The sequence below is a fragment of the Amycolatopsis sp. genome, assembly GCF_035546795.1.
GTDB lineage: Bacteria > Actinomycetota > Actinomycetes > Mycobacteriales > Pseudonocardiaceae > Amycolatopsis_E.
Genome location: NZ_DASZWC010000024.1, coordinates 55313 through 73465, shown reverse-complemented (window position 1 = coordinate 73465; position 18153 = coordinate 55313). Strand labels below are relative to the sequence as shown.

Here is an 18153-nt window from a genome sequence, read left to right as displayed (position 1 = left end):
TACTTGTGACTTGATTAAGTAGTACTTTTAGGGTGAACTGCTTCTCCGGAGACGACGAGGTCGGAGGAAGAGATGACCGTCATCGTGGTGATGGGCGTAGCCGGTTCGGGCAAGACCACGGTCGGCGGCGAGCTCGCGCGCCGGCTCGGTGTGCCCTACGCCGAGGCCGATTCCTTCCACCCCAAGGCGAACATCGAGAAGATGTCCTCCGGGCACCCGCTGAACGACGCCGACCGCGCGCCCTGGCTCGAAGCCATCGCGGGCTGGATCGGCGAGCACGAACCGAACGGCGGGGTCGTGTCCTCCTCCGCGCTCAAGCGGAGGTACCGGGACGTCCTGCGCACCGGGGGCGACGTGTGGTTCCTGCACCTGGACGGGCCACGCGACGTGCTCGCCGAGCGGATGAAAAGCCGCTCGGGGCACTTCATGCCGCCTTCACTGCTGGACTCCCAGCTCGCCGATCTGGAACGACTGGAACCCGATGAACGCGGTCTGATCGCCGACATCACGCGGTCACCGGGGGACATCGTCGACACCGCACTCACCGCACTGGCAAAGGAGCCGAAGTGACAATCCTGGCTGCCGCGTGGACCGGGCACGACACCCGGTTGATCGTCGCGACACTGGTCGCGATCGCCGTCATCGTCGTGCTCATCTCCGCGTTCAAGCTGCACGCGTTCCTCGCACTGATCCTCGGCTCCGGGGTGCTCGGCCTGGCCGCCGGCATGCCGGTGGACAAGCTGCTGAAGAGCTTTTCCAGCGGCGTCGGGTCCACCGTCGCGTCGGTCGGCGTGCTGATCGCGCTCGGTGCGATGGTCGGCAAACTGCTGGCGGATTCCGGTGGTGCGGAACAGATCGTGGACACCATCGTGTCGCGGGCCGGCCGCCGGACGCTGCCGTGGGCGATGGCACTTGTGGCCGCGCTGGTCGGGCTGCCGATGTTCTTCGAGATCGGGCTGGTGCTGCTGGTGCCGATCGTGCTGCTGGTGGTCAAGCGCACCGGGCGCCCGCTGCTGCTGATCGGGATTCCCGCGCTGGCCGGGCTTTCCGTGCTGCACGGGCTGGTGCCGCCGCACCCGGGCCCACTCGCCGCGGCGGGCGCGCTGAACGCCAACGTCGGGATCGTGCTGGCGTTCGGGCTGCTGGTGGCGATCCCGACGGTGATCATCGCGGGCCCGCTGTTCGGCATGTTGGCCGCGCGCTGGATGCCGGACCTGCATGCGCCGGAGCGGCTGATTCCCTCTGGTGACAAGGAAACCGACGCCCGTCGGCCGAGTTTCGCCGCGACGCTGAGCACCGTGCTGCTGCCGGTGGTGCTGATGCTCGCGAAGGCGATCGCGGACATTCTCGCCGGCAAGGACAACGAGGTGCGCCGGGTGCTGGATTTCGTCGGCGACCCGCTGGTGGCCCTGTTGCTCGCCGTGCTGGTCGGGATGTTCACCCTCGGCCGCGCCGCCGGGTTCGACCGCAACCGGATCTCCGAGACGGTGGGCGCGTCGCTCGGGCCGATCGCCGGGATCATCCTGATCGTGGCCGCCGGCGGCGGGTTCAAGCAGACGCTGGTGGACGCCGGGGTCGGCGACGTGATCACGCAGCTGGCGACCGGCGCGTCGATCCCCGCGTTGTTGCTCGGCTGGCTGGTCGCGGTGGCGATCCGGCTCGCGACCGGTTCGGCCACGGTTGCCACGGTTTCGGCGGCGGGCATCGTGGCCCCGCTGGCGGCGACGATGGACCCGACTCACGCGGCGCTGCTGGTGCTCGCCATCGGCGCGGGTTCGCTGTTCTTCTCGCACGTCAACGATGCGGGCTTCTGGCTGGTGAAGGAGTACTTCGGGATGACGGTGGGGCAGACCATCCGCAGCTGGTCGGTGATGGAGACGGTGATCTCGGTGGTCGCGATCGCGATCATTCTGCCGCTGGGCGCGATCTTTTAGCCGGCGCCCTGGTGACGGTGAGGTAGGCGACGTTCGCGACCACGACCACGGCGAAGACCACCGCGAGCACGACGTGGCCGGTCGCCACCAGCGCTGCCACGGCCGCGCCGAACACCACCGCCTTCACCAGCAGCACTCCGGCCAGTGGCAACGAAACCGTGGCGCGTGGGGCCGCGAACAGGCCCCACAGCACCGCGGCCAGCACGGGCGCGCCGATGCCGAACACGAGCTTCGGCGCGATCCCGTGGCCGGTCTTGAAACCCCAGTACGCCAGCACCGCCAGCGCGAGGAGTTCCAGCAGGAATGCCAGGCCCTCGTTGACCAGCCGCACTCACGCCTCCGCGTAGGCCCAGGATTCCAGCATCACCCTGGCGATGGACGAGTTGCCCGGCAGCATGATCGTCCGGTCGGTGCCCGGGATCGGGGTGGCTTCACCGTCGTTCTCGAACGCGGCACGCACCACGGCCCGGGGCACCCAACGGGCTTCCTCGATCTCGCCGTCGGCGGGCACCAGCGGCTGGGACGCGTCGGCGCGGGCGGTGAAGCCGAGCATGATCGAGCGCGGGAACGGCCACGGCTGGCTGCCGAGATACCGCACGTCGGAGACCTCGACCCCGACCTCCTCGCGGATCTCCCTGGACACGCAGCCTTCCAGCGACTCCCCCGCCTCCACGAACCCGGCCAGCACCGAGTACCGGCCCGGCGGCCAGATCGGTTGGCGCGCAAGGAGAACCTGCTCCCCGTTCACCCCGGCGTCGTCGTGCACGAGGCAGATGACGGCCGGGTCGGTGCGTGGATACTCCTCGTGTTCCTTGGCCTCGCATTTGGTGGCCCAGCCGAACTGCACGCGCCGCGTCGGGCTGCCGTCGCGGGCGCAGAACCGGGCGCGCCGGTGCCAGTTCCGCAGCGCCAATGCCGTGGTGTACAGCCCGGCGGAGGTGTCGTCGAGGCGGTCGCCGTAGCTGCGAAGGTCGATCCACAGCTCGCCGTCGATCTTCGGGATTTCCTCGATCATGCCCCAGCTTCCGGGGGTGCGCACCGTCTCGGCTTCGCCGGCCGGATTCCCGGGCAGGGACCAGTAGTCCACGCCCTGCCATTCACCGAGGAACACCGCCTCCCCGGGCGGCGCGTCGCCGAAGGCGAGGGCCTTGCGAGTGGAGACGACGCCGTCGTCCTCGCGGACCGGTGTGCGGGCGGCGTCGTCGAGCAGCAGGACCTGCGCTTCGGGCCAGCGCGCGACCAGTCGCTCCGGGTTGGTGCGCAACGTTTCCTGGCGGTCCACGGTGGACCTGGACAGGGTGGGGACCGTGTGGAGACCGAACGGGGTTGTCATGACTCGGCGGGTTCTCCCACGGTGAAGCCGCCCAGTGCGGCGAGTTTCGGTGCCAGTGACTCAGCGTCCCCGACGACCACGCCGGTGAACCTCTTTGGCGCGAAGAACTCCAGCGCCACCTGCGCGACCTCGTCCACCGTGACGGCGGCCAGCCGCGCCGGGTGCTCGGCCAGCCATTCCGCGCCAAGCCCGCTCGAAGCCAGCGCGGACAGCTGGCCGGCGAGCCCGGCCTGCGAAGCCAGGGAGGTCAGCAGCGAACCGATCGCGTACTGGCGGACCGATTCGACCTCCTCTTCCGACGGTGGCACCAGCCCCAGTCTGCCCAGCTCGTACTGGGTTTCCAGCACGGCCGGGGCGGACACCTCGTTCGCGGTGTCCGCGTCCACGCCCACCGTCGCCGTCTTGCCGGTGAATTCGAACCCGGAGTGCGCGCTGTAGGTGTAACCCTTGTCCTCGCGGATGTTCTCCACCAGGCGCGAGGAGAAGTAGCCGCCGTAGGCCAGGTTCGCCAGCTGGAGCGCCGCGTACCGGGGGTCCGTGCGGGGCAGCGCCTGCGCGATGAACCGGATCTGCGACTGCACCGCGCCGGCCCTCGGCACCAGCAGCACGTCGCCGCCGGTGATCTCCGGCAGCGGGGGCAGCACCTTCGCCGAGTCGTCGGATTTCCAGTCCTGCAAGGCCTTCTCGATCTCGCCGAGCACACCTTGCGGGTCGATGTCGCCGACCAGGACCAGCACCGATCCCCGGGGCAGCACCGCCGAGGCGTGCAGCGCGCGGACGGCTTCCGGGGTCACCTTGGCCACGTCCTCGGCCTGCGGGATCTCCCGCGTGGCCGGGTGCTCGCCGTAGACGTGCTTGAGCAACGCCTCCCGCGCGATCACCCTCGGCTGCGTCCGCGAGACGGCGAGCCGCTCCACCAGCCGCGCCGATTCGCGCGCCACCTCGTTGTCCACATAGGACGCGGAGGTGAGCACGTCGGCCACCACGTCCAGCAGCGTCGGCAGACCGGACGCCAGCGCGTTGGCGTTCAGCACCAGGCGCTCCGGGTCGACCGAGGTGCCCAGCTCGCCGCCGATCAGCGCCAGCTCGGTGTCGATTTCGATCCGGTCGCGCCGGGTGGTGCCGGTGAGCAGGGTTTCCGCAAGCACCTCGGCCGTGGCCGCGTGCAGCGGATCGGCGCCGGCGAACGGGATCCGCAGCCGCAGCTCGACCAGCGGCACGTTCGCCTTGCGCACGGCCAGCACCCGCAGCCCGTTGCCGAGCGTGGTGTCCACATGGGACAGATCGGCGGCGGAGCGCTGCTCGCCGAGCTCCGGGACGGGGCGCGGGCCCTGCGCTGTCCGGCCGATCTCGGCCGCGTCACGGTGCGTCGCAGAAGTCACTTCTCTCCTTCGTTCGTGGCGGGCTCGATCACCAGGACCGCGCGCGAATCGGGGCGCAATGCCTTGGCCGCGGCCGAAACGTCCGTCGCGGTGACGGCGGCCATCCGGTCGGCGAGCCGGTAGATGAGGGACGGGTCGCCGTAGAGCAGCTCGAACGAGCCGAGCCCGAGGGTGCGCGACACCAGCCTGTCGTGCTCCGAGTGCAGGCTGGCGCTCCAGCGCGCGGTGACCTTCTGCAGCTCCTGCGCGTCCGGCGGGGTGGCCGCGAGCTTCTCCAGCTCTTCGTCCAACGCGCCGAGCACCCTGTCCGGCGAGACGTCGGGCGCGTGGATCGCGGTGATGGAGAAGGTGTCCGGGTCACGCGCTTCGAAGGGGCCGAACAGCCCCGCGCCCGCGCCGATGTCGGTGACCAGCGGCTCGCGGTGCACCAGGCGCTGCTGCAGCCGGGAGCCGTCGCCGTCGCTGAGCACCCCGGCCAGCACCAGGTTGGCCAGGTAGGAGTCGAGTTCGTTGATCGGGTCCGGCATCCGGTAGCCGACCGCGAGCGCGGGCAGCGGCGCGTGCGGGTCGACGTGCGTGCCGCGGACCTCGCCGCTGGGCGGCGGCTCGGCGAAGGACCGGCGCACCGGGGCCGGCCGGTGCGGGACGTCGCCGAAGTGCTTCTCGATCAGTTCACGGGCGCGGTCCGGCTCGAAATCGCCGGCGACGGTGAGCACCGCGTTCGCCGGGGAGTAGTAGGTGTCGAAGAAGGCCGCGCAGTCGTCGAGGGTGGCCTGTTCGAGGTCGGAGAAGTCGCCGTAACCGTTGTGCGCGTTGGGAAAGGTCTGGTACAGCACCGGCGGCAGCAGGATCCACGGGAACCCGCCGTACGGCCGGTTCAGCACGTTGAGCCGGATCTCCTCCTTGACCACGTCGATCTGGTTGGCCAGATTCTCCTGGGTCAGCTTCGGGGCGCGCATCCGGTCGGCCTCGAGGAACAGCGCGCGCTCCAGCGCGGCCGAGGGCAGCACCTCGAAGTAGTCGGTGTAGTCCGGGTGCGTGGAGCCGTTGAAGGTGCCGCCGCTGGACTGCACGATCTTGAAGTGGGCCAGCTTCTCCAGGCTTTCACTGCCCTGGAACATCAGGTGCTCGAAGAGGTGGGCGAACCCGGTGCGCCCCTCCGGCTCCGATCGGAAACCCACGTCGTAGTGCACGGACACCCCGACAACGGGCGCGGTCGCGTCCGGCGCGAGCACGACGCGGAGGCCGTTGTCCAGGGTGAAGCGATGATTTTCGGGTGCGCCCATGCAGCCCACCTTACGACCACCACGCGCGCGCCCGTCGAAGGATTCACCAGAAGCGAAGCGCCCATGCAGCACTACACCCTCGCGAACGCAACACACCCACCCGTCGAAGGATTCACCAGAAACGAAGCACCCATGCAGCACCACACCCTCGCCACCCCCACACACCCACCCGTCGAAGGATTCACCAGAAACGAAGCACCCATGCAGCACCACACCCGCGCCACCACACACCCACCCGCCAGCGGATTCGGACGTTGAGCATGGCGCCGATGGCGGCGAACAGCTGGTCGCAACTGCCTGATCGGCCAATTCGGGCGTTTTCCCCACCGCGGACGACGATCGCCGTAACATCATCGCAAACCGCTCCGACTAGCAGCTGAGCCGGAAAGAAAGGCACTCTCCGATGACGGATCCGCAGCCCTATCCCCCGCCGCCCTACCAGCAGCCATACGGCGGGCCCGGTCAGTACCCGCAGCGCCAGCCATCGAACGGCGTGGCCGTCGGCGGGATGGTCTGCGGAATCGTGGGGCTGGTGTTCGGCTGGTTCCCCATTGTCGGGTTCATCCTCGGCGCGGTGGCGGTGATCCTGTCCGGCGTTGGCATCCACAACGCGAACACCAAGAACGCATCGGGCCGCGGGATGGCCGTCGCCGGCCTGGTCTGCGGGATCCTCGCCGTGCTGTTCGGAATTTTCTGGATCGCCGTGATCGGCGCCGCCAGCACCGCCGGGACCCTCTGACCGTCCACTGTGGATCTTGCCGGGTCCGGCAGCCGGATTCCGGCAAGATCACCCGGAGCACCAGGCGCACCCTCTATGCTGCAAAGCGCCCGCCGAGCAGCCGCGGGTGTGCCTGAGCACCGGGAGAACAGCCGGCGATGAGCCAACCGCCCTACGGCCAGTGGCCGCCTCACCAGCAGTGGGGCCCGTACCCGCTACGGCCGCCGGTCAAGAAGTACAACACCCCGCTCATCGTCGCGGTCACCCTCGCCACCGTGGTGCTGGTGAGCCTCGGCGTGGTGATCGTCGTGCTGGCCGTCCCGCCCAGCGGCGGGTCCAGCGCGGCGGCCTACGACACCTCGATCAGCACGACGACCGAGGCCACCAGCACGACGCGGTCTTCGCGGGCCAGCACCACCCGCAGCACCAGCTCGTCCAGCAGCGCCACCACGACCACGGTCACGGCCGGCGGCCCGCACAAGGTGATCACGCTCGAGGACCACCCGCTGATGGCCAACCCGAACGCGGGCCTGAGCAACGCGCCGTGCAGCGTGCCCGGCTGGCCTAGCAGCCCCGCGGCCTCCGAGGCCTTCTTCACCGCCGCCGCCCAGTGCCTCGACGCGCGCTGGGGCGAACTGCTCGAAGCGCTGGACCTGCCGTTTCACGCGCCGCAGCTGGAGTTCCCCACCGGCAGCAGCTTCACCACCGACTGCGGGACCATCGACGTCGGACTGGCCACCGCGGCGTACTACTGCAAGGACCACCTCTATGTGCCGTACAAGGGGCTGCAGACCGACCAGTACGGCAACCAGCCCGGCGTGTACCTGGCGCTGTTCGCCCACGAGTACGGCCACCACGTGCAGGATCTGGTCGGCCTGATGGACGCCGCCTGGCAGGTGATCGACGCCGACGGCCAGAACAGCGCGGGCGGGCTGGACATGTCGCGGCGCAAGGAACTGCAGGCGCAGTGCTTCTCCGGGATGTTCCTCGGGTCCACGGCGAACCACGGCGGCACGGTCACCCAGAAGGTGTTCGACGCCGCCTGGAACGACCAGGAAACCCGTGGAGACAACACGTCCGGCAGCCACGACCACGGCACCAACGCGCACTACGCGGCGTGGTGGCGCAAGGGCGCGCAAAGCGACCGCATCGCGCAGTGCAACACCTTCTCGGCGTCGAGCAGCGAGGTCAGCTAGGGCGCTGGAAGGGGCCGTACGGCAGGCCGGCGATCCGGTTACGGCGCTCGGCGAGCACCGCCATCAGGTAGGCCCACGGCGGCACCTCCGGCGACCACCACGGGGCCGTGATCTGCCCGGCCATCTCGTTCACCAGCTCGCTGCCCAGCGCGTCCCGCGCCTCGGGCCGCATTTGCTGGTAGCGCGCGAGATACTGGCGGCTCGCGAGCGCGAGCTCGTCGCTCAGCCCGGAGAGCTCCAGCTGCGCGGCCCAGTACGTGAGCGCGGGCGGCATCACGATCAGCGGCGCGTCCACTTCGTCCGCACGCTCCTGGATCACCACGGTGCCTGCCAGGTAGTCGCCGACCCGCTTGGATTTGGCGGAGCACAACGAAACCACGAGCGCGACCACACTCCACACCGGCGCCGGCCCGAAATCCACGATCGCCCCGGCGAGGCCGCGGGAAAGCGCGTGCCGGAACCGGATCGGACCGCCGTCGTCGCGCACCACCCGCAGCCCGAACATGATCTTGCCCAGCGTCCGGCCACCGGAGAGCGTCTCGAACAGCACCGGGTAGCCGACCCGCACCAGGACCAGCGCGGTCAGTGACAGCGCTATTTCCAGTGCCTGGTCGTGCACGCCCGCCAGGGTGATGACGAGGACGATCAGGAGCAGCACCACGGCCTGCACGACGATGTCGATCGCGAAGGCCAGCGCGCGGCTGGCCAGCCGGGCGAGACGCAGTTCGAGAACCACCGCGTCGCCGGTCACCAACTCGGGGTCGGATTGCACCACGTAACTGTAGTCTGAGCGGCGTGGACGTTGACCTGTTCGCCGCCGCCCATCGCGCCGAATGGGACAGGCTGGCCCACCTGGCCGCCCACAGCCGCACGCTGACCGGCGCGCAGGCCGACGAGCTGGTGACGCTGTACCAGCGGAGCGCCACGCATTTGTCGATGGTGCGTGCGTCCGCGCCCGATCCGGCGCTGCTCGCCCGGCTGTCCACGCTCGTCACCCGGGCGCGTTCGGCGGTCGCAGGCAGCCACAACCCGGCTTGGCGTGAAGTCGGTTTGTTCTTCTCCCAACGGTTTCCGGCCGCGGTCTACCGGTCGCGGCGGTGGTGGCTGTCGACGGCGGTGGGGACGATCGTGGTCAGCGCCCTGCTCGCCGCGTGGGTCGCCGTCGACGCCGGGGTGCGCGGCAGCATCGCGACCCCGGCCGCGATCCGCGACCTGACCCAGCCGGGCGGCAGCTTCGAGACGTACTACTCCAGCAACCCGGCGGGCTCGTTCGCGGCGCAGGTGTGGACGAACAACGCGTGGGTGGCGGCGACCTGCCTTTTCTTCGGGGTGCTCGGCGGGATACCGGTGCTGATCGCCTTGTGGGCGAACGCGGCGAACGTCGGTGTCAGCGCGGGGCTGATGGCCGCCGCCGGCCGGTTGGACATTTTCTTCGGCCTGATCACCCCGCATGGTTTGCTGGAACTGACCGCTGTGTTCGTCGCCGCGGGCACCGGGCTGCGGCTGGCCTGGACGGTGATCAATCCCGGCCCGCACACCCGCACGGTCGCGCTGGCCCGTGAGGGCCGCGCGGTGGCCGCGATGGCGCTGGGACTGGCGTGCGTGCTGCTGGTGTCGGGCGTGATCGAGGCGTTCGTCACCCCGTCCGGCCTGCCGACGTGGGCGCGGATCGGCATCGGCGTGTGCGCGGAACTCGCTTTCCTGGCCTACGTTTTCGTGCTCGGGCGCCGTGCCGCGCTGGCCGGGGTCACCGGCGACGTGGACACCCGGTCGGGCGGCGACACGCGGCCCGAAGCGGGCTGAACCGGGGGCTCGCCCGTTTTATAGTGGCGCGATGGAACTGCCGCTGCCCGAAGACCTGGAGGCACAGGTGCAGGCCCGCGCGGACGACGCCGGGTTGCCCGTCGGCGAGTGGATCGTCGAGGCCCTGCAGCGTGAGGCGTTCCGGCAACTTTGCGAGAAGACCGACGACTGGTGGCGCCGGCACCCGGACGAGGCCAGGGCGGCGACCAAGGGCTACCAGCACCGTCACCGTGATTCCTCAGCCGCGTAGAGGCGAACTGTGGACCGTCGCCGGTCCCGTGCGGCGGCAGGTGCTGATCTACAGCGGCGATATGTTCAACGAGCTGGAGAGCGTGCCGTACGTGATCACGATGGATGTCGTGGCCGAGCCCGATCCGCTCACCGTGACCACGTACAGTGGCGTGCACATCTCCTACACCCGCCTCGACCACGTCCCGAAGGGCGCCTTGTCCGACCACTTCGGCACTATCCCGGCCGAGCTACTGGCGACGGTGAACACCCGGCTTTTCTTGGTACTGACCACTTCCTAGCCGCAGCGAGCCTCACCCCGCCCGCGAACACTGCGCGGATTGGGGCGGGGGGTCACAGAGCGCGCCCTGCGCGCGGCCGTTGCCGTTGCAGCGCAAGGGGAAAAGACTCTTCTCGCCGGAGGGGCCGGCTCCAGGATGACCAGGGGAATGCAGTCACGCGCCACGGAGTGGGTGGTTGCGTGGGTGGTCATCCACTTGGGTTTGGCTTGCCGCGCTACAACCGGCCGGCCGCCTTCAGCGCCAGGTACCGGTCGGCCAGCGCCGGGGCCAGCTCTTCCGGCAGCGCATCGACCACGCCGACCCCTTGCCGCCCCAGCAAACCTGTCACCCAGCGGCGTTCGGCGAGGGTGCGTTCGGCGGCGGCCGCGTCGTAGACCGCCTCGGCGTCGCCCCGGCCCGCGGCCATTTCCGCCACTCGCGGGTCGCGGACCGAGGCCACCAGTACCCGGTGCCGCGCCGTGAGCAGGGGTAATACCGGTAGTAAACCTTCCTCGATCGGCGCCGTGTCGAGGCCGGTGAACAGCACGACCAAGGCCCGTTGCCGCGTGCGCTTCAGGACTTCGCCGACGAGGCCACGTGCGTCGGTCTCGATCAGGCTCGGTTCGACCGGCGCGAGCGCGTTCGCGCCGGTCGATGCGCCCTTCGCGGCGGCGCGCAGCTCGCGGTCGTACGCGATCAAGTCAACCCTGTCGCCCGCCTGCGCCGCGAGCGTGCCAAGTAGTAAAGCTCCCTCGATCGCCGCATCCAGGCGTGGTGCGTCGCCGACCCGGCCCGCGGCCGTGCGGCCGGTGTCGAGCACCAGCACCAGATGCCTGTCGCGTTCCGGCCGCCAGGTTCGCACCATCACGTCGGCGGATCGCGCCGTCGCGCGCCAGTCGATCGAGCGGACGTCGTCGCCGATCACGTATTCGCGCAGCGAGTCGAACTCCGTGCCCTCGCCGCGGGTCAGCGCCGCCTGCCGACCGTCGAGTTGCTGTAGCCGGGCCAGCCGCGCGGGCAGATGCTTCCGGCTGTGGAACGGCGGCAGCACCCGCACCGAGCCCGGCACGCGATGCGAACCCTGCCGCGCCGCCAGACCGAGCGGCCCGACGGAACGGACGGTCACCCGGTGGGCGACCCGTTCACCACGCCGGGAAGGCAGCAGCCGCAACGAAATCGTGCGCCGCTCCCCCGGTGGCACCACGAGCCGATGCCGGTCCTGCACCACTCCGGCACTCGGCGGCCACGCGTCCCGCAGCTCACCGCGAACCGCGCGGCGGCCGGGGTTCGTCACCGACAGCGTGACGTCGATCGGCTCGCCCGAACGGCCGGAAACCGCTCCACCACGGGAAAAACTCAGCCCGCGCACACTCCCGGCAAGCGCCAGATCGACCAGCACCAGCAACACGATGACAGCCAGCACGGCAAGCACCCCGGCCCAGGAAGGCAGCGCGAGCGCCACCACCACGACGCCGATGAGCGCGCACACGCCGACTCTCGCGGTGATGCCCATCAGCGTGGCACGGGAACCGAGGCGAGCAGCCGGTCGAGCACGCCGTCCGTGGTCACGCCCTCCAGCTCGGCCTCCGGCCGCAGCTCCAGCCGATGCCGTAAAGCTGGCCGTGCCAACGATTTCACGTCATCCGGGGTCGCGTAGTCCCGCCCGGCCAGCCACGCCCACGCCCGCGTTGCGGCGAGCAGAGCCGTTGCGCCGCGGGGCGAAGCGCCGAGCCGTACCGACGGCAGTGAACGCGTCGCGCGGCAGAGGTCGACGATGTAGCCGAGCACCTCCGGATTCACCGTCACCCCGGCGACCGCCGCACGCGCCTGCGCCAGCTGTTCCGCGTTCGCGACCGGCCGAACACCGGCCGCGGCGAGGTCACGCGGGTCGAAACCCGAGGCGTGGCGCGACAAAATGCCGATCTCCTCGTCCCGCGAAGGAACCGGCACGGAGAGTTTGAGCAGGAACCGGTCCAGCTGCGCCTCGGGCAGCGAGTACGTGCCCTCGTACTCCACCGGGTTCTGCGTCGCGATCACGATGAACGGGTCCGGCAGGGGCCGCGCGCGCCCGTCCACCGAGACCTGCCGCTCCTCCATCGCCTCCAGCAACGCCGACTGCGTCTTCGGCGGGGTGCGGTTGATCTCGTCGGCGAGCAGCAGGTTGGTGAACACCGGGCCCTCGCGGAAGGAGAACTCGCTGCTGTGCGAGTCGTACACGATGGAACCGGTGACATCGCCCGGCATCAGGTCCGGGGTGAACTGGATCCGGGTGGTGTCCAGGTCCAGGGCCGCCGCGAGCGCGCGCACCAGCAGCGTTTTCGCCACGCCGGGCACACCTTCGACGAGCACGTGCCCGCGGCAGAGCAACGCGATGATCAGCCCGGTGACGGCGGCGTCGTTGCCCACCACGGCCTTGCCGACTTCGGCCCGCAACGCGACCAGCGCGTCCCGTGCCGTGGTGTCCGTGCTCAAAATCCCCGCACCTCTCTTTCCAGCCGGTCGAGTTCGTCGGCGAACGCGACCAGCGACGCGTCGTCCCCCGGAGGCGGACCGTACAACAGCACACCCGCATCCCGGCCGCAGCGCGCCATGACGGCACTCACCACGGCCGCGGGTTCGGCGTCCGCACCGAGCCCGAGCACCGGCACCAAGCGGGAAAGCGTGGCCTGGCGCAGGATTTCCGCGGCGTGCGCCGCCGAACCGGACCGGCGGTAGAGCCGGGCCCGGCCTTCAACGGTTTCGGCGGCGCGCACCACCACGGGCAGCGGCTCCGGCACCACCGGCCCGAGACGCCGCGCCCGCCACAGTACGAACAGGACAGCGGCGACACCGAGCTGGACGGCGCCGAAGAACCACCCGCGTGGCAACAGTTCCGTCAGCGAACGCTGGTGCTCACCCGCGCCGGCGTCACCCGCTGTCGGCAGATACCAGACCAGCGTCGCCTGCCTGCCGAGCAGCCGCAACGCCAGCGCCGCGTCGCCCTCGTCGTCGAGCCGGTCGTTGGTCAACGGCGCGCCGGTGCCCAGCAACGTGGTGCTGCCGCTCATCTGCAGCAGGGAACCGTCGTAACAGGACCGGACCCGCTCGTGCGCGGCGTATTCGGTGCCGCCGAGGACCGCGTTGCCCGCCGCGACGGCCGCGGCGACCGTGCAGCCGGGCGTTCGCACCCCCACGTCGGACTCCCCGGCGACACCGACGCCGGGCAACAGAATGTCGAGGGTGTCCTCGCCGGGAGCGATGAAAACGGCGTCCGCGGCCCGGCCGCGCAGCTCACCGAGTTTCGCCGGCTGCACGAGATCGGGTTCGGTGACCAGCAAGGTCGCGTTGTCCTGCAATGCCTTTGAGGCTTCGTCGAACGTGCGTGCCGTGACGATCCGCACGCCCTGCTGCTCCAGCAGCCGCGCGAGCGCGAGTGAACCGGCAGGCTCGGCGGCACCCGGGTCGAGCGCTCCACGGGTGTCACCACCTTGGACGAGCAGCAGCCCGACCGCACCGAGAAGCACCACCACGGCAATGAACAGCGGCGCCCGAGCCGCCTGCCAAATCCGCTTCCCGTCCGGTGAAACCGTTGTCACGCAAGCACTCCCGGGCGCTCACGCTGAGTTCTCCCATCGAGCGCCACAAGCCGGCGATAGTCCTCGGCCGTCGCTGGCCGCCCGCCGTAGTGCACGGCGTCGAACAGGCTCGCCGCGAAGGCGAGCTCATCCCGGGACTCCGGCAGCTGGGCGCCCGCCTCTCGCGCCGCCTCGTCCGCCGTGCGGCCGGACCGGGCGTCGAGCACGCCCCGTTCCTCCAGCCCGCGCACGAGGCCGCGGAACCTTTCCCGCACGGCCGTGGCGACATCCCCGGCGGCGAAGGCATCCTCGGCGGCGCGGCGGTAATCCTCCGCCGCCCGCGTGGTGTCCTCGAAGACGGCTCGGCGACCGCGCACCGTGCGGGCGACCTTCCCGACCCGCAGCCGCACCACGACGATCACCAGCACGACCACGGCCAGCAGCACCAGCAACCCCAGCGGCCCACCCGGCACGACCCCGGAAACGGCGGCGAACAGGTCGCTCACCCGCTGCGCGAGCCAGCTCAGCGCGCGCTGGAACCAGCTCGGCTCAGCGGCCCGGTACTCCGGCTTCGACAGCTCCTCGGCCGCGGCCCGGCGCGCGTCGTCCCGGTCGATGGTGATCGGGATGTTCGCCAGGATCACCGCGTGCCGGCGGCGCGGGCGAGCTGGATGTCCATTCCCTCCCGGCGCATCCGCTGGTCGATGTAGAGCAGCGCGGTCGCCCCGGCGACGAACGGCGCGATCACGGTCTGCGCCACGATGGAGCCCAGCCCGGACAGCAGCTGCGCACCGGTGGACTCGGTGGTGAGGTCCGTGCCGGTGATACTGCCCTGCAGGTTGAACGGGATCTGCAACACGCTGCCGATGATCAGCTGCGCGATGACGGTCAGCAGCAGGATGCCGAACACCCGCCACCAGTTGCCCCATACCAGCAGCCGCGAACGGCTCAGCGCCTGCCCGAGCTTGCTCTGTTCCAGCACCAGCGCCGGGGCGGCCAGGCTGAACAGCACGTACAGCAGCACGCCGGGGATCAGGAAGACCGCCGCGCCGACCGCCACCATGATGGTGAACAGCACTGTCACGCCGAACAGCCCGAGCAGCCGCGGCCGCAGCTCGGCCCAGGCCTCACCGAGGGTGACCGGGCGGCCGAGCACGGCCTTGCCCACCACGACCGTCATGAACCCCGACAGGAAGGTGCGGGCGAGCACGGAGATCACCAGCGCGACGCCGAGCTGGGCGAAGGTCTGCTTGAACACCTGCTGCAGGTAGTCCAGCTGCTCCTGCTGGGTGGCCGCGGCGCCGGGCGCCTTGATCTCGGCCTGCCCGCTGAACAGCCAGTAGTCGGCGCCGAAGTTCAGCGCGACGGAGATGACGGCGACCACCGCGGACACCCCGAACACCAGGCCCGGGTACCGGCGCATGGTGGCGACCGCGCCGTCGAGGATCTCGCCGACGCGCAACGGCCGCAGCGGGATGACGCCGGGCTTGCCGAACCCCGAGACCGGGTCGTGCTGCTGGCGCGGCGGTGGTGCGGGAGGCAGTCCACCGCCCGGCTGGTCGGGATTGGTCCAGCCCCCGGGGTCGTTCATCGGGATACTCCAGTCTTCCTGTGCTTACGCCGCCCACTCTCGCAGAGCCGGAGCCGGGCGACCATCCCGGGCACGCCGGACTTTCTTCAGTCGTGATCTGTTGCTGACTATGCTGGCTGGCGATGACCCAACCGCCGCCGACTGGTCCCGGTCGAAGACACCGGCGCTCGACGTCCTCCTCGATGCCGGTGACCGCGTTCGCCTTCAGCGCCCTGGCCGTGCTGCTCGCGGGGCTCGTGGTGTTCGTGGCCGTGAACCGCGGCAGCAACAACGGCGACAGCGGCGGGAACGCGCAGGGCACCCCGGCGCCCACCACGTCGGCGACAGGCGCCGACACAGCCCCGGTGGACGGCGGTGGCGCCGCATCCGGGCAAAAGGTGCTGAAGCTGGCAGACCACCCGATCCTGCAGGATCCGAACGCCGGCCTGCAGAACCTCGTCTGCAACCTGCCGACGTGGCAGAGCACGCAAGCCGCGGCCGAAGCGTTCTTCACCGCCGCCGAGCAGTGCCTTAACGACGCGTGGGGCCCGTTCCTGGAGTACTACCACCTGCCGTTCAGCCCGCCGAGCCTGCATTTCCCGAACGGCGCGAGCTTCCAGACCGCGTGCGGCACGATCGGTGTCGGCGTCGCGACGGCCGCGTACTACTGCGACAACAACCTGTATGTGCCGTACAAGGGGCTGCAGATCGACCAGTACGGCAACAACCCGGGCGTGTATCTGGCGCTGTTCGCGCACGAGTACGGGCATCACGTGCAGGAAGTGGCCGGGATCATGGACGCGGTCTGGCAGCAGATCTACCAGGTCGGCGAGGACACCCCGGCCGGCCTCGATCTTTCGCGTCGCAAGGAACTGCAGGCGCAGTGCTTTTCCGGGATGTTCCTCGGCGCGGTGGTGGACCGCGGCGGGTCCGTCACGCGGGACATGTACGCCAAGGCCTGGCGCGATCAGGACACCCGCGGTGACAACACCTCCGGCAGTCACGACCACGGAACGAACGCGAACTATGCCGCGTGGTGGCGGAAGGGCGCGCAGAACAACCGGATCGCCCAGTGCAACACGTTTGCCGCTCCGGCTTCGGAGGTTTCCTAGCCCGGCCTGGGAGAACTCCGCCCTCGCGCTTTCGGAGCCTTCGAATTGCTCACACTGCTCGCTGTGACCGGCCTCGGCGCGCTCAGCACCGGCCGCACCTTCTACCTCAACTACAGGTTGATCGAGGACGCGGACGAAGGTCAGGTCGTCACGAGCGCCGGCCGCCGCGGGCCCCGCTGCACCAGGAACGCGTAGACCGCTCCGCTGATGCAGCTCAACGCCAGCAGCACGAGGCCGACCGGGCGGCGGAGGTCGCTGTGCCCGACGTTCACGTCGGCCAGGTGCACGTCGACGGTGCCCGCGCCGATTCCGGTCGGCACCAGGATGTCCACCTTGTCGTTCTTGTCATGCCCGCAGGCGTCGAGCGAACCGGTGTGGGTCTGACCGCCGAACTCGAACTGGACCGTCTCGCTCGCGTCGGCGTTCGAGCATTCGGCGGCGACGGTGACGGTGGCCGAGGTGACCGTGCCCTGCGCCGCGTCGGAGCCGCCGAGCGCGCCGGGACCGGCCCACCAGACGATCACCACCACCGCGATGCCCACCAGCACCGCGACCAGCAGCGAGTTCCACCGGACATGCGGATGGATCATGCGGTTCGCCGCGGCACGGACGAGCTCTGGACTACCTGCACCCGGTCAATGTTTCCAGATTGTTCCGGGGAAGCACAGGGACGGCGGCCAGACGGAGAGGTATCACTCGATCTGGTCGGCCGGGGTGACTTTCTTGACGTAGAGCAACTGGTCCCCCGGTTCGATGGCGTCGACCTGCGCGGAATCGACCCGGTACAGGGTCCCGTCGCGGACCACGCCGAGGACGATGTCGGCCAAATGCCGCGGGGAGCCACCTTCTTCCGACGGTTCGACCGGGCGCTCCGCGATCGCCAGCCCGGACTCCGGGGTCAGCAGGTCCTCGACCATGTCGACCACGACCGGCGTCGACGTGGCCATCCCGAGCAGCCTGCCCGCGGTCTCGCTGGAGACCACCACCTGGTTCGCCCCGGACTGCTTGAGGAGGTGGACGTTCTCCGCTTCGCGGACCGAAGCGACGATGTGCGCCTTCGGGGCCATTTCACGCGCAGTGAGCGTGGCCAGCACTGCCGAATCGTCCCGGTTCGTCGCGACGACGACCGCCCGCGCCCGCTGTACGCCCGCGACGCGCAGCACGTCCGAGCGCGTCGCCGAACCGTGCACGGTGACCAGGCCGAGCGCGGCCGCGGCGTCGAGCGCCTGCTGGTCGGTGTCGACGACGACCACCCGGTTCGGCTCGACTGTCTCGTCGCCGAGCAGGGTCTTGACCGCCGACCGGCCCTTCGTGCCGAACCCGACGACAACCACGTGGTCGCGCACCTTGGACCTCCACTTCTGAATCCGGAACGCCTGGCGGGAACGTTCGGTGAGCACTTCCAGTGTCGTACCGACCAGCACGATCAGGAACAGCACCCGCAGCGGGGTGATGATCAGGACGTTGATCAGCCGCGCGACGGCGCTGACCGGGGTGATGTCGCCGTAGCCGGTAGTCGAGAGGGAGACCGTCGCGTAGTAGAAGCTGTCCAGCAGCGACAAGCCGTCACCGTTGCTGTCCCGGTAGCCGTCGCGCCCGGCGTAGACGATCAGGACGGTGGCCAGCAGGGCGAGCAGGGCGCCGATGACGCGCCGGATGATCGACCGCATCGGGCTGATCGAGGGCTCCGGCATCCGGATAATGCCGACGAGCTTGTGGTCAGCTCGGTCAGGGTCACGCACGCCGCGGATCGTAA

Annotated in this window: 20 protein-coding genes; 8 read left to right on the top strand and 12 right to left on the bottom strand. The window is 70.1% G+C overall.

The window, feature by feature from the left end; translation table 11 throughout:
* The first annotated feature begins 72 nt into the window (after positions 1-72).
* Positions 73-570, top strand: a complete 498-nt coding sequence (locus VHD82_RS16075) for a gluconokinase (RefSeq protein ID WP_325703585.1) — start codon at positions 73-75, stop codon at positions 568-570.
* Positions 567-1934: a gluconate:H+ symporter gene (locus VHD82_RS16070; RefSeq protein WP_325703582.1), complete on the top strand. Its 1368-nt coding sequence runs from the start codon at positions 567-569 to the stop codon at positions 1932-1934. The genes VHD82_RS16075 and VHD82_RS16070 overlap by 4 nt, the downstream gene beginning before the upstream one ends.
* Here the strand turns inward: VHD82_RS16070 and VHD82_RS16065 are convergent.
* The 4 genes from VHD82_RS16065 to VHD82_RS16050 are packed head-to-tail and all read right to left on the bottom strand — an operon-like array spanning position 1906 to position 5935.
* A complete protein-coding gene (locus VHD82_RS16065) occupies positions 1906-2265 on the bottom strand; it encodes a YrdB family protein (RefSeq protein WP_325703579.1) in 360 nt (119 codons plus the stop codon). The genes VHD82_RS16070 and VHD82_RS16065 overlap by 29 nt on opposite strands.
* Complete coding sequence (gene nudC / locus VHD82_RS16060; RefSeq protein WP_325703577.1) at positions 2266-3267, bottom strand: NAD(+) diphosphatase; 1002 nt, start codon at positions 3265-3267, stop codon at positions 2266-2268.
* Positions 3264-4649 carry a pitrilysin family protein gene (locus tag VHD82_RS16055; protein ID WP_325703575.1) on the bottom strand — a complete coding sequence of 462 codons (1386 nt, stop codon included), beginning with the start codon at positions 4647-4649 and terminating at the stop codon, positions 3264-3266. Before VHD82_RS16055 ends, nudC begins: the two co-directional genes overlap by 4 nt.
* Positions 4646-5935, bottom strand: a complete 1290-nt coding sequence (locus VHD82_RS16050) for a pitrilysin family protein (protein ID WP_325703572.1) — start codon at positions 5933-5935, stop codon at positions 4646-4648. The genes VHD82_RS16055 and VHD82_RS16050 overlap by 4 nt, the downstream gene beginning before the upstream one ends.
* Positions 5936-6338: 403 nt before the next feature.
* On the opposite strand from VHD82_RS16050, the gene VHD82_RS16045 reads away from it, so the two are divergent.
* Together VHD82_RS16045 and VHD82_RS16040 are read left to right on the top strand one after the other, a co-directional pair.
* A complete protein-coding gene (locus VHD82_RS16045; protein WP_325703569.1) occupies positions 6339-6674 on the top strand; it encodes a DUF4190 domain-containing protein in 336 nt (111 codons plus the stop codon).
* A gap of 137 nt (positions 6675-6811) precedes the next feature.
* Positions 6812-7849, top strand: a complete 1038-nt coding sequence (locus tag VHD82_RS16040) for a neutral zinc metallopeptidase (RefSeq protein ID WP_325703566.1) — start codon at positions 6812-6814, stop codon at positions 7847-7849.
* Here the strand turns inward: VHD82_RS16040 and VHD82_RS16035 are convergent.
* A complete protein-coding gene (locus VHD82_RS16035) occupies positions 7842-8621 on the bottom strand; it encodes an RDD family protein (RefSeq protein ID WP_325703563.1) in 780 nt (259 codons plus the stop codon). The genes VHD82_RS16040 and VHD82_RS16035 overlap by 8 nt on opposite strands.
* A gap of 23 nt (positions 8622-8644) precedes the next feature.
* Between VHD82_RS16035 and VHD82_RS16030 the strand changes: the two genes are divergently transcribed.
* From VHD82_RS16030 to VHD82_RS16020, 3 genes are read left to right on the top strand one after another with little or no spacing between them, the layout of a single operon-like run.
* Positions 8645-9652, top strand: a complete 1008-nt coding sequence (locus VHD82_RS16030; RefSeq protein ID WP_325703560.1) for a stage II sporulation protein M — start codon at positions 8645-8647, stop codon at positions 9650-9652.
* A gap of 31 nt (positions 9653-9683) precedes the next feature.
* Positions 9684-9902 carry a hypothetical protein gene (locus VHD82_RS16025; protein WP_325703558.1) on the top strand — a complete coding sequence of 73 codons (219 nt, stop codon included), beginning with the start codon at positions 9684-9686 and terminating at the stop codon, positions 9900-9902.
* 28 nt (positions 9903-9930) lie between these two features.
* Positions 9931-10182: a hypothetical protein gene (locus tag VHD82_RS16020; protein ID WP_325703555.1), complete on the top strand. Its 252-nt coding sequence runs from the start codon at positions 9931-9933 to the stop codon at positions 10180-10182.
* A gap of 214 nt (positions 10183-10396) precedes the next feature.
* Here VHD82_RS16020 and VHD82_RS16015 read toward each other — a convergent pair whose 3' ends face one another.
* The 5 genes from VHD82_RS16015 to VHD82_RS15995 are packed head-to-tail and all read right to left on the bottom strand — an operon-like array spanning position 10397 to position 15306.
* The gene (locus VHD82_RS16015) at positions 10397-11674 is read right to left on the bottom strand and encodes a DUF58 domain-containing protein (RefSeq protein ID WP_325703552.1); all 1278 of its coding nucleotides are present in this window, start codon (positions 11672-11674) and stop codon (positions 10397-10399) included.
* Entirely contained in the window at positions 11674-12636 is a 963-nt protein-coding gene (locus VHD82_RS16010) for an AAA family ATPase (RefSeq protein ID WP_414637525.1), read from the bottom strand. The genes VHD82_RS16015 and VHD82_RS16010 overlap by 1 nt, the downstream gene beginning before the upstream one ends.
* Positions 12630-13736 (bottom strand): DUF4350 domain-containing protein, encoded by a 1107-nt coding sequence (locus tag VHD82_RS16005; protein WP_325703546.1) that lies wholly within the window; start codon positions 13734-13736, stop codon positions 12630-12632. Before VHD82_RS16005 ends, VHD82_RS16010 begins: the two co-directional genes overlap by 7 nt.
* The gene (locus tag VHD82_RS16000; RefSeq protein WP_325703543.1) at positions 13733-14359 is read right to left on the bottom strand and encodes a DUF4129 domain-containing protein; all 627 of its coding nucleotides are present in this window, start codon (positions 14357-14359) and stop codon (positions 13733-13735) included. Before VHD82_RS16000 ends, VHD82_RS16005 begins: the two co-directional genes overlap by 4 nt.
* Complete coding sequence (locus tag VHD82_RS15995) at positions 14356-15306, bottom strand: hypothetical protein (RefSeq protein WP_325703539.1); 951 nt, start codon at positions 15304-15306, stop codon at positions 14356-14358. Before VHD82_RS15995 ends, VHD82_RS16000 begins: the two co-directional genes overlap by 4 nt.
* A 122-nt stretch (positions 15307-15428) precedes the next feature.
* On the opposite strand from VHD82_RS15995, the gene VHD82_RS15990 reads away from it, so the two are divergent.
* Positions 15429-16397, top strand: coding sequence for a neutral zinc metallopeptidase (locus tag VHD82_RS15990; RefSeq protein WP_414637522.1), 969 nt, complete (start codon positions 15429-15431; stop codon positions 16395-16397).
* A 140-nt stretch (positions 16398-16537) separates the two neighbouring features.
* Here the strand turns inward: VHD82_RS15990 and VHD82_RS15985 are convergent, their stop codons facing one another.
* A complete protein-coding gene (locus VHD82_RS15985) occupies positions 16538-16987 on the bottom strand; it encodes a hypothetical protein (protein ID WP_325703536.1) in 450 nt (149 codons plus the stop codon).
* A gap of 102 nt (positions 16988-17089) precedes the next feature.
* Positions 17090-18091, bottom strand: coding sequence for a potassium channel family protein (locus VHD82_RS15980; RefSeq protein ID WP_325703743.1), 1002 nt, complete (start codon positions 18089-18091; stop codon positions 17090-17092).
* Positions 18092-18153: the final 62 nt, after the last annotated feature.